Source organism: uncultured Agitococcus sp., from assembly GCF_937920075.1.
Lineage (GTDB): Bacteria > Pseudomonadota > Gammaproteobacteria > Pseudomonadales > Moraxellaceae > Agitococcus.
Genome location: NZ_CALETI010000229.1, coordinates 1 through 10,788, shown reverse-complemented (window position 1 = coordinate 10,788; position 10,788 = coordinate 1). Strand labels below are relative to the sequence as shown.

Genomic DNA, 10,788 nt, shown 5'->3' with positions numbered 1-10,788 from the left:
AATTGGCATTTCGCTGGGCATTTGGTTCTATTTTACCATTGTTTATGGGGTGTTAAACGTTTTTACGGGGCAAGGTATGTTGACTCGTGCAGGTCATACTAGCCCGATAGTGATTCATGCTAATAATGTTGTAGAAGTTATTGATAGTGAAGGTGGTGTGCCTGTAGGCTTTTTGGAGGAGCCAGATTATCAAGAAGTTGCCTTTAGTTTAGAAAATGACTCTCGTTTATATTTATATACAGATGGCATTACTGAATGTGAAAATAAATTGTCAGAACAATTTGGTGAACAGAGATTGATAGATTTATTGGACAAACATCATGAGTTACCACTACAACAAACACTTGCTATTTTACAACAGGAGTTAAATCTTTGGCGAGGAGGTGAGCAAGAGGCCTTTACGGATGATGTTTCTATGCTAACGATTCATTATGTTGGTAATAGTCTCAATTAACTCAATAGACCTTAAACACAATAAAAAACGGCCAAATAAATGGCCGTTTTTTATTGTTCTAAATTCAAGCAACTTGCACAGGAATAGCATTAGCACTATGGCTAACAGTGTTGTCTGGGTTGCAATAAATTAAGCGAGGTTTAAAGTTAATTAATTCGGCAGCTGCATAATTGGCATAGGCACAAATAATGACTTTGTCACCAGGTTGGGCTTTGTGAGCAGCCGCACCGTTAACGGAAATAATACGTGAGCCAGCTTCGGCACGAATTGCGTAAGTGGTAAAACGTTCACCATTGGTGACGTTGTAAATTTGAATTTGTTCATACTCTAAAATGCCCGATAAATCGAGCAAGTTACCGTCAATGGCGCAAGAGCCTTCATAATCAACTTCAGCGTGAGTCACAACAGCACGGTGGAGTTTGGCTTTAAGCATGGTGCATTGCATGGCGGTTGCCTCCGTAGGGGGGTCGCAGGGCTTGTTCGGGACATTTTACGCTGATTATTTATAAGTTCAACCATTATAAATAGTCATAAAAATGGGCGCGTCATTTTGCCGTAATCTTGTCCCCGATTCAACCTATATCTGTAATAAAAATAACTTATTGGACGATTGTCCGAAATTTTGCTGTTTAATTGTCTAATTTAAAGGCAATATTATCAATTAAACGGGTTTTGCCTAAACGCGCAGCCACCAATAATACCAAGTCTAAGTCATCTGCATTGGCATCTTGTAGGTCAATTGCACGTTTAACAGCAATATAATCGGGATCAAAGCCAGATTTTTGTAAATGCAACATCGCTGCATCACATAACATGGTGTAATCACGATGACCATTGTCAATGGCGGTTTTTAGCTGCTGCAACATTTGATAAATCATTGGGGCTTTAGCACGTTCTTCAGCAGATAAATACCCATTACGTGAACTCAGTGCTAGGCCATCTTCGGCACGTTGAGTAGGAACACCAACAATTTCAATCGGAAAAGCTAATTCAGTAGTTAAACAACGAATCACCGCTAATTGTTGAAAGTCTTTTTCGCCAAAAAAGGCAATATCAGGTTGTACAATGTTAAATAGCTTACTGACAACCGTAGCGACCCCTGCAAAATGCGTTGGTCTAAATTGACCACAAAGTTGTTCACTTAAGCCATTCACTGTCACCACAGTATGTTGGCTAAAGCCATTTTGATACATTTCTTGTGCAGAAGGGGCAAAGAGCAAATCACAAGCCGCCGCTTGTAATTGTTGGCTATCAGCTTCTAAGGTACGTGGATAACTGCCAAAGTCTTCATTGGCACCAAACTGCGTGGGATTGACAAAAATGCTGCATATCACCACATCGGCTTGTGTTTTGGCTTGAGCAATTAGATGAATATGACCTGCATGCAAATTGCCCATTGTTGGCACAAAGCCCACTTTTTTACCTTGTTGTTTGGCAGCGTTAACAAACTCACGCACGGCTTGAATGGTATGTACAGTTTGCATGTTAATTAAATCCATGTTCGGGTGCTGGATAGCTTTGCTCTTTAACCGCTTTCACATAAGCCACAAAAGCATCTTGAATACTGGCTTGGCCTGTTAAAAAGTTTTTGACAAAACGGGCAGGTTTTCCTTGGTGCAAGCCTAACATATCGTGAACAACCAAAACTTGACCGTCACAGTCTTTGCCTGCACCAATACCAATGACAGGAATCGAGACGCTCGCTGTGACTTGTGCGGCAACAGCACTGGGTACGCATTCGAGCAAAATCAATGCCGCACCTGCTTGCTCAACCATTTTGGCTTCTTCAATTAATTTAGCAGCAGCATCAGCCGTTTTACCTTGTACTTTATAGCCACCAAAAACATGCACAGATTGAGGCGTTAAGCCCATGTGGACACAACAAGGAATGCCGCCACGTGCTAATTGGGTGACTGTGTCAGCTAACCAAGCACCACCTTCTAACTTAACCGCATGAGCACCTACTCTCATTAATGCTGCGGCATTGTTTAGCGCGTCATTCACGGTGGCATAAGACATAAACGGCATATCGGCCAATAAAAAAGCATTATTGTTGCCACGTGCCACACATTGAGTATGATAAATCATGTCTTGCATAGTCACAGGTAGCGTTGAGCTATGGCCTTGTAAAACCATGCCTAAAGAGTCGCCGACTAATAAACATTCAACACCAGCGGCATTCATGGTTTGGGCAAAAATGGTGTCATAACAGGTAATCATGGCAAATTTTTCGCCACGTTTTTTGCAGTCGCGGAGTGTCGTTAGGGTGATTGGCATCGATAACCTCTTGTTTAGAAAATGGGCTTCGACTCCGCTCAGCCGCCGTAAGCTGCTCCCTGAGCGGAGTCGAAGGGGGAGTTTATAAACATTAATATGTCCTAATACCAATGGCAATTATCTGCAAGTACATATATATCATCGGATAGGGTAGCACAGGCTAGGCTAGACACTTTTACACCATTTGGCAGTGTAAGGGTAGGGTTTATATCTAATAAAGGTAAAGTCACAAAACAACGATTGACCAATTCTTTATGTGGAACAATCAGTTGCTCGGTATCAATGACTTGTTGGTCATATAATAAAATATCTAAATCTAAGGTGCGTGCACCCCAACGTTCAAGACGAATACGACCTGCTAATTGTTCAAGTTGCTGTAATTCGCTTAACAGTTGTGCTGGACTGAGTGTACTTTGTAGCAACACTGCGGCATTAACATAATCAGGTTGATTCGTTGGTGAGCCAAAAGTGGGTTTGCTGCCATACAAACGTGAAACAGCCTGTAGTTGGCTTTGTGCAAGAGCCTGTAGTTGTTTAACAGCCCATTGTAATTGCTGAATAGGTTCACCTAAATTTGCGCCCAAGCCAAGATAAACCGCATGGCTCATGCGTTTTCTCCACTATTAACAGCTACTTTAGTCGTTTTGGCTTTGCGTTTTTTGGGCTTTTGGGCATTTGCTTCGGCTTTATCGGCCTTTTCTTTAGCAATGGTTTTGGCTCGTTGTTTATCTAAGGCTTTGAGTAGTTTTTCTTGCTCATCACTTGTGGCTTGTTGATAAGCTTCCCACCATGCGGCCATATCATTTGTGCCACTATCGCCTGTTTGTTCACGTAGCCATAAAAAATCAAAACCTGCTCTAAAACGCGGTTGGCTAATTAATTTAGGTACTATTTTTGCTCTAGGAAAAGCCAGTCGTGGTTGTAGCTCCCAAATATCACGAATAGTTTGTCCCACAAAACGCGGAATAGCCGTGGATTTTGATTGCAAATTTAAGGTTTCAATGGCGGCATTTTGTTGAGCAGGAAATAAATCTTCACCCTGAGCTAAAGCGTTGTTAGTGAGTTTTTGTTGCCAGTCCCATAATAACACCGCATAAAAAAAGGCAGGATTAATACTTTTACCTTGTTGTAAACGGTCATCGGTGTTTTTGGCAGCCAGTTGTACTAATTCAGAATTAACCACCCGTTCTTCTAATAACGGAAAGAGGGCAGAAAATAAATTAAGTTGATGCAGTATGGTTAATAAATTTTGTAGATGACCACACGAAAACAGTTTTAAACTTTCATCATATAAACGATGGGCAGAAACTGATTTTAACAAATAAGCTAAATGATAAATGGGTTCAAGGGTTTTTTCTTCAATCGTAAAATCTAATTTAGCACTTAAACGCGCGGCACGTAGCATACGGACTGGGTCTTCGCGATAACGAGTGCTAGGATCACCAATCATGCGTAATTTTTTGCGTTTAATGTCGGCCAATCCATTGGCAAAATCTAAGATTTCACCTGTTTTAGGATTGTAATATAAGGCGTTCGCAGTAAAGTCACGGCGTAACGCATCTTGGTCAATCGTTCCCCACACATTATCTCTAGTAATCATGCCATGTGCAGAGGTTTGACTGCGTTGGCTTTGATTGTCATGTGGTGCGCGAAAGGTGGCGACTTCAAATAAATGACGCTCTTGATACACATGCGCTAATTGAAAACGCCGACCAATAATTTGGCAATGGCGGCCAAAAACCCGTTTGACTTGTTCGGGGGTGGCATTGGTGGCGATGTCAAAATCTTTAGGGTGTAAACCTAATAACAGATCGCGTATGCCTCCACCAACGACAAAGGCTTGAAAGCCTGCTTTGTGTAGTTCATTAATCACTTGTAGGGCAGGCGTGCCGAGGTCTTCTGGATTGATTCCATAATCACGGGCAGAATGATATTGCAGCATAAATGATGTTTACTCTGTATCGTCGCCAATATGTGTACTACGACGACGTGGAATGCCTAAGCGTTGACGACGCTCCCATAAAGATTTACGACTAATGCCTAAACGTTTGGCGAGTTCAGTTTCGGACATTTGGTCTTGATAACGTAACACCTGCTCTTGAAATTCACTGTCATTGAGCTTGTGGCTAATTGTTTCCTGCACAGTTTCTTTGACAGAGGGTTTAGGCGTGCTATCTATGGGGGGATTATCTACTGGCTCAATAGGTTTGGTTAAAATGGGTAAATCTAATTCAATGGCTAATAAATCGGGACTAATGGTATTACCATCAGCCAAAATAACGGCACGTTCAATGGCGTTTTCTAGCTCTCGAACATTACCCGGCCAACGATAAGCTAACATTGCCGCCAAACTATCATCATCAAACGAGACAGGCGCAACGTGTAAGCGTTGACAGGTTTTTTCTAATAAAACTTGGGCGATTTCGATGATGTCACTGCCACGTTCGCGTAAGGGCGGAATGATTAATTCTACGACATTTAAGCGATAATATAAGTCTTCCCTAAAACGTCCCTCAGCCGCCAATTGTTTTAAATTTCGATGAGTAGCCGCGACTAAACGCACATCAACCGAGCGAGTTTGGGTTGCCCCTAAACGCCGCACTTCTTTTTCTTGTAATAAACGTAATAAGCGCGCTTGAGCTTCGAGCGGTAATTCGCCAATTTCGTCTAAGAATAATGTGCCGCCATCGGCGGCTTCGACTAAACCTTTACGTTGTGTATTCGCCCCTGTAAACGCACCTTTTTCGTAGCCAAATAATTCGGCTTCAATTAAGGATTCGGGAATAGCCGCACAGTTAACCGAAATTAAGGCATGATCTTTACGTGGGCTTTCTTGATGTAAGGCTTTAGCAACTAACTCTTTGCCAGTACCTGATTCGCCACGCACTAAAACCGTTGATCCCATGGGTGCAACACGAGTAATACGTTTAAACAATTCCTGCATCGCAGGACAGCTACCAATAATGCCGTTAATCGTGCTTTGTTTTTGTTGTTGTTTGAGAGCCGTGTTTTCCACTTTAAGTTGTTGTTCGCGCAAAATACGTTCAACACTTAATACCATTTCATCGTGGTCAAAGGGTTTAGAAATATAGTCAACCGCGCCTTGTTTCATGGCATCAACCGCCGATTTCATCGTGCCAAAACTGGTCATAATTAACACAGGTGTAGGTTTAGCCAATTCTATTAAACTTGTACCCAATTCACCCGGTAAACGCAAATCGGTAATAATTAAGTCAAACTCATCTAAACGATAGTTGCCTGTCGCTTCGTGTACCGAGCCAGCTTCACTGACTTGATAATGATGTCGTTGCAATAACCGTCTTAGGCTAGAGCGAATCAACATTTCATCTTCAACAATCAAAATATGTTTCATTAACTATCGTTCTCGTTGCTATCGTCAAGCCATGCGGGGAGTGTAATTTGTACAATCACACCACGTCCTTGGTCATAATCCGCTTTATCCATGAGCTGAATTTTGCCACCATGTTCGCCAATGATACCATGTACAAGGGCTAAGCCTAAACCTGTTCCTTTACCTGTTTCTTTAGTGGTGACAAAAGGTTCAAATAAGGTGGATCGAATTGTGCCTTCAGGTAAACCATGACCAAAGTCTTCTACATCAATATGAATATAATTACCATTGCTGTGTGCTTCAACAATAATATGGCTCTGTGGTGGGCTAGCATCACGCGCATTACTTAATAAATTGACGAATACTTGCATCAGTTTTTGAGCGTTACCACGCACCAAAATATCGTCTGTGCAAAAATTATCAAATTGATAGTCTTTCCCACCTGATAATTTGAGTAAATTAATCGCTTCGTCAATGATGTCATGCAAATTTACCGCACTATAGGTATTAGGTGTCATGTGGGCATCGGTACGGGCAAAACCGACTAAAGAGCGGACAATATTAGTGATACGTTGAGTTTGAGTCAAAATCAGTGTACTGGCTTCGATAATTTCTGGGTCTTTATATTCGGCTTTAAGATTTTGTGCCAAACAAGCAATACCAGTGACAGGATTACCAATTTCGTGGGCGACACCTGCCGCCAAGCGTCCTAAAGCAGCTAGGCGTTCATTGTGTGCCAGTTGTGATTCGAGACGTTCCAATTCAGTTACATCTTCCAAGACGATAACTTGGCTACTGCTTAATTCACCTGCTTTTTCGTTTTCACCAATAAAGGCACGATGTAGGTTTAACCAACGACTTTGTGCTTGGCTGACCACTTCTTGATTATATAGCTGCACATTAGGGCTATGTAAAAAGTCATTGAGTAAGGTTTGCCACGGTTCGGGTAAGTCGGTCAGTCGTGAGCCAATCACTTCATCATCAGAAATACCCGTCATTTCCATTAAGGTACGATTCCAACTGATAATTTCTAGGTCACGACCTAAAGAACATACCCCAATTGGTAAGTCGTATAGGGTTTGTCGATGGAAACGACGCAAAGCATCCAATTCACCTGCCAAACCTGACATACGATGTTTATATTCTTCTAAACGCGATTCAACATAGTGAATATCTTCGCTGGCAGGTGTTTCGGGTCTAATTTGATAGGATAGATGGGTGTCTAAAATTTCATGTGCTACCGAAGGGCCAAGCAAGCCTGATAAATTAGATTCAATTTGATCGCGTAAGCGGCGTAAAGCATAAGGACGTGTTTCGTCATGACTCATGCCCAAATCTTGTAGAGCTTGTTCAACTTCCCGTTCGGCAGTTAATTTGCCCAAGACTTCACTTAAAGAGTTAATAAATTCATCAACCGACTTAGCTTTTAACGACCAACGATAAGGACGGCGTAAATTATCAACGGCACAACTATCGGCTGCCATTTGTTCCGAGGCAGTTTGTTTGGTCATTAATGATACTGCAATCATCACGCCCGCATTGGCTAAGGTGCTGCCTAAACCAATGTGATGCCAATAAATCGGGTCTTCAAAAAAGGTTAAATTAATCGCTAATAATTGGGTAAATAAATTAGGCAAATTAAGAATGTAAGGTACAACTAACACGCTAAACCAAATAAATAAACCCACACTTAAACCAGCCACAAAACCTGCGCGAGTGGCGCGTGGCCAAAATAAAACACTAACTAAGGCTGGCGCAAATTGTAATGTGCCGACAAAAGTTAAAATCGCCATTTCGGTCATGGTGTGTTGATGGGTGAACAGGGCATAAAAAGCGTAAGAAAAGCCCATAATCAACACAATTAATAAACGTCTGACCCAAACTAACCAATGATACAAATTATAATCAGGCGAGGGTTGTGCCAATGGTAAGACTAAGTGGTTGAGTACCATAGAAGACAAAGCTAATAAGGTAACAACAATTGTGCCACTGGCTGCCGAAATACCTCCAATAAACACCAATAACGACAACAGACTGCTTTGACTGGCTTGAGCAATGGCAATGGTAAAATACTCAGGATTTATGCCAAGTTCGAGTTTAATACCTGCCCATAAAATAATCGGTACACAAATCGCCATTAACCATAAATACAGAGGCAAACCCCAACTAGCGGTTAATAATGAGCGTGGTTGAAAATTTTCGGTAAAGACCATGTGATACATATAGGGCATCACCACAGCCGAAAACAAAAATGCCAGAATTAAGCTATGCCAAATACCGTTTTCTTTGAGGGGAATATATAACAGTTCTAAAGCATCTTTATTGTGAGAGAGCCAATCTTGCAAACCATCACTGCCACCAAAAATTGCGACAAGTGCATAGCCTGCAACCGCTAACATCATTATTAATTTAATAATCGATTCAACGGCAACGGTGACGACTAAACCATCATGTTTATATTGAGGGGTGAGGGGTTTTGCACCAAACAATAAGCTAAATAAGGTAATAGCTAAACAAAAAACAATCGCAACACTATGATTATGATTGGTTTGTGTCAAAATGTTGGCAGTATCACTCACGGCGCGAATTTGTAAGGCTAATAGTGGTAGTAGGGCTAAAAGCATAAAAATAGTTGTTAAAGAACCAACAAATTGACTGCGATACCTGAAAGCAAATAAATCGGCCAACGAGCTAAGTTGATGGTTTTTCGATAAGCGAAGAATAGGGCTGAGTAAAACGGGCGCAAGTAAAAACGCACCTGATACTCCTAAATAAAACGCTAAATAGTTATAACCTGTTTCGTAGGCAAAACCAACAACGCCATAAACGCCCCATGCACTGATATACACACCCAGCGATAACACATAAATAATGGGATTTCTAATCCATTTGGTAGAGATTAATCCCGTTTCACTAAAGTGGGCAATTAAAAATAATAAAAATAAATAAAGAAAGCCTAAGCTAAATAACTGTACTGCATTAAAGGTCATGAATATCTCTACTTTTTGCAATCCAAAAACTAACTAAAATAATGCCTAGCCAAATAATAAAAGGGCGTGTCCATTCTGTGCCGCCCAAGCTCCACCATTCAATAATGGCAGGTGATAACAAATATGCAGCAGCAATAAAGGTTAAGACCAATCGATCGATGTACATGGATATTCCCTAAAAATTTTAGAATATATGTTCTAGTTTAAGCTGTTTGGGAATGTTTGCGAATTGCCAATGTGTGATTGCCCACATTAATAATTCATCTTTTGCTGAGAATTGTAAGCAGGAGGGGGGATGTTGGCCTAATAAGCCTAAAAGTTGCCATAACACAGGGCTAGGGTTAGTCGTTAAATCGAGTGCGGTTGCTCCTGTTTGTTTAGATAGCTTTTCCCCTAAATGATTCACAATCAGTGGTAGATGTGCATAATGAATGCGTGGATAGCCTAATTGTTGTTGCAAATAGATTTGTCGACTAGTGTTATCGAGTAAATCTGCACCACGGACAATATGCGTGATGCCTTGTAGTGCATCATCAACGACTACTGCGAGTTGATAGGCAAATAAACCATCACGGCGATAAATGACAAAATCACCAACTGTTTGACTAATATCTGCGTATTGATTGCCAAAAACACGATCTTCAAATTGAATATAAGTTGATGCAGCAACACATAAACGTGCTGCACAAGCAGGTTGATAATGTAATTGATGACGACAAGTGCCTGTATAAAGAGCTTGGCCTGTTTGGGCTAATTGGCTACGGCTACAACGACACCAAAAAATGGCTTGTTGTTGCTCAAGATATTGTAACGCCTGTTGGTAAAGCTCAGTTCGTTGACTTTGATAAACCACCTCATCGTCCCACGTTAAACCAAAATGTTCAAGTGAGCGAAAAATATGGTCAACAGCTCCGTATTGAGTACGTGTCGTATCTACATCTTCGATGCGTAATAACCATTTACCTTGTTTGGCGCGCGCATCACACCAACTAGCCAATGCGGTTAACAATGAACCAATATGCAAAGGGCCAGTTGGTGAAGGGGCAAAACGACCAATATACATTGGTAGTGATTAACCCATGGTTTGTTTTTCTTTAATTTCGGCTAAAGTTTTGCAATCAATACATAAAGTTGCGGTAGGACGTGCTTCTAAACGACGAATACCAATTTCCACACCACATTCTTCACAATAGCCATATTCACCATTATCAATGGTTTTTAAGGTTGAGTCGATTTTGCGAATTAATTTACGCTCACGGTCACGTGCACGTAACTCAATAGAGAACTCTTCTTCTTGAGTTGCACGATCATTTGGGTCTGGTAAGTTGCCAGATTCATCTTGCATATGATGCACAGTACGATCAACTTCTTCCATGAGTTCTTGTTTCCACGCATTTAAAATATTTTTAAAATGCTGGATTTGCTGAGGGTTCATGTACTCTTCATCAGGTTTTGCTTGATAAGGGGCAAAACCATAAATTAAGTTAGTTTTGGGGGCTTTAGTAGCAGTGGCCATTTTTTTGCTCCTTAAATGGGCTAATTAATCTCAAATTTACGCATGGCACTGACGGCGTAAATCCTAAAAGTTATTAATAATGCGGACTATTAATAACCATGCAACAATTAGGGGGCGATTTACTAAAAAACAAGGTTAAGTATTAAAACTTTTAGTCAACTAAATAGATGACACCTTGCTCGACTTGTAAAGTCATGGC

10 protein-coding genes and 1 pseudogene are annotated in these 10,788 nt (G+C 41.1%); 1 reads left to right on the top strand and 10 read right to left on the bottom strand.

The features are described from left to right. A partial coding sequence (locus tag Q0212_RS08190) for a PP2C family protein-serine/threonine phosphatase (RefSeq protein WP_297924382.1) occupies window positions 1-454 on the top strand: 454 nt, incomplete at its 5' end. Between the two features lie 64 nt (window positions 455-518). On the opposite strand, the gene panD is transcribed toward Q0212_RS08190, so the two are convergent. From panD to dksA, 10 genes and pseudogenes are all read right to left on the bottom strand, one after another. Beyond that, window positions 519-899: an aspartate 1-decarboxylase gene (gene panD / locus Q0212_RS08185; RefSeq protein ID WP_297924380.1), complete on the bottom strand. Its 381-nt coding sequence runs from the start codon at window positions 897-899 to the stop codon at window positions 519-521. 184 nt (window positions 900-1,083) lie between these two features. After that, window positions 1,084-1,938, bottom strand: a complete 855-nt coding sequence (gene panC, locus Q0212_RS08180) for a pantoate--beta-alanine ligase (protein WP_297924378.1) — start codon at window positions 1,936-1,938, stop codon at window positions 1,084-1,086. A 1-nt stretch (window position 1,939) separates the two neighbouring features. Further along, on the bottom strand, window positions 1,940-2,731 hold the full coding sequence (panB, locus tag Q0212_RS08175) for a 3-methyl-2-oxobutanoate hydroxymethyltransferase (protein WP_297924376.1): 792 nt from the start codon (window positions 2,729-2,731) through the stop codon (window positions 1,940-1,942). 101 nt (window positions 2,732-2,832) lie between these two features. Continuing rightward, entirely contained in the window at window positions 2,833-3,339 is a 507-nt protein-coding gene (gene folK / locus Q0212_RS08170) for a 2-amino-4-hydroxy-6-hydroxymethyldihydropteridine diphosphokinase (protein WP_297924374.1), read from the bottom strand. Continuing rightward, window positions 3,336-4,673 (bottom strand): polynucleotide adenylyltransferase PcnB, encoded by a 1,338-nt coding sequence (gene pcnB / locus Q0212_RS08165; RefSeq protein ID WP_297924372.1) that lies wholly within the window; start codon window positions 4,671-4,673, stop codon window positions 3,336-3,338. The genes folK and pcnB overlap by 4 nt, the downstream gene beginning before the upstream one ends. A gap of 9 nt (window positions 4,674-4,682) precedes the next feature. Beyond that, complete coding sequence (locus Q0212_RS08160; protein ID WP_297924370.1) at window positions 4,683-6,104, bottom strand: sigma-54 dependent transcriptional regulator; 1,422 nt, start codon at window positions 6,102-6,104, stop codon at window positions 4,683-4,685. Continuing rightward, on the bottom strand, window positions 6,104-9,073 hold the full coding sequence (locus Q0212_RS08155) for an ATP-binding protein (protein ID WP_297924368.1): 2,970 nt from the start codon (window positions 9,071-9,073) through the stop codon (window positions 6,104-6,106). The genes Q0212_RS08160 and Q0212_RS08155 overlap by 1 nt, the downstream gene beginning before the upstream one ends. Continuing rightward, complete coding sequence (locus Q0212_RS08150; RefSeq protein ID WP_297924366.1) at window positions 9,063-9,239, bottom strand: hypothetical protein; 177 nt, start codon at window positions 9,237-9,239, stop codon at window positions 9,063-9,065. Before Q0212_RS08150 ends, Q0212_RS08155 begins: the two co-directional genes overlap by 11 nt. 18 nt (window positions 9,240-9,257) lie before the next feature. Next, window positions 9,258-10,136 carry a tRNA glutamyl-Q(34) synthetase GluQRS gene (gene gluQRS / locus Q0212_RS08145; protein WP_297924364.1) on the bottom strand — a complete coding sequence of 293 codons (879 nt, stop codon included), beginning with the start codon at window positions 10,134-10,136 and terminating at the stop codon, window positions 9,258-9,260. 9 nt (window positions 10,137-10,145) lie between these two features. Further along, a pseudogene (dksA, locus tag Q0212_RS08140) lies at window positions 10,146-10,553 on the bottom strand (RNA polymerase-binding protein DksA); the annotation flags it as partial. Between the last annotated feature and the right edge of the window lie 235 nt (window positions 10,554-10,788).

Excerpts from the sequence above, each read along its gene's own strand:
- pcnB (WP_297924372.1), bottom strand. The coding sequence starts at position 4,673 with ATGCTGCAATATCATTCTGCCCGTGATTATGGAATCAATCCAGAAGAC.
- panB (WP_297924376.1), bottom strand. The coding sequence starts at position 2,731 with ATGCCAATCACCCTAACGACACTCCGCGACTGCAAAAAACGTGGCGAA.
- panD (WP_297924380.1), bottom strand. The coding sequence starts at position 899 with ATGCAATGCACCATGCTTAAAGCCAAACTCCACCGTGCTGTTGTGACT.
- Q0212_RS08150 (WP_297924366.1), bottom strand. The coding sequence starts at position 9,239 with ATGTACATCGATCGATTGGTCTTAACCTTTATTGCTGCTGCATATTTG.
- Q0212_RS08155 (WP_297924368.1), bottom strand. The coding sequence starts at position 9,073 with ATGACCTTTAATGCAGTACAGTTATTTAGCTTAGGCTTTCTTTATTTA.
- gluQRS (WP_297924364.1), bottom strand. The coding sequence starts at position 10,136 with ATGTATATTGGTCGTTTTGCCCCTTCACCAACTGGCCCTTTGCATATT.
- Q0212_RS08160 (WP_297924370.1), bottom strand. The coding sequence starts at position 6,104 with ATGAAACATATTTTGATTGTTGAAGATGAAATGTTGATTCGCTCTAGC.
- folK (WP_297924374.1), bottom strand. The coding sequence starts at position 3,339 with ATGAGCCATGCGGTTTATCTTGGCTTGGGCGCAAATTTAGGTGAACCT.
- panC (WP_297924378.1), bottom strand. The coding sequence starts at position 1,938 with ATGCAAACTGTACATACCATTCAAGCCGTGCGTGAGTTTGTTAACGCT.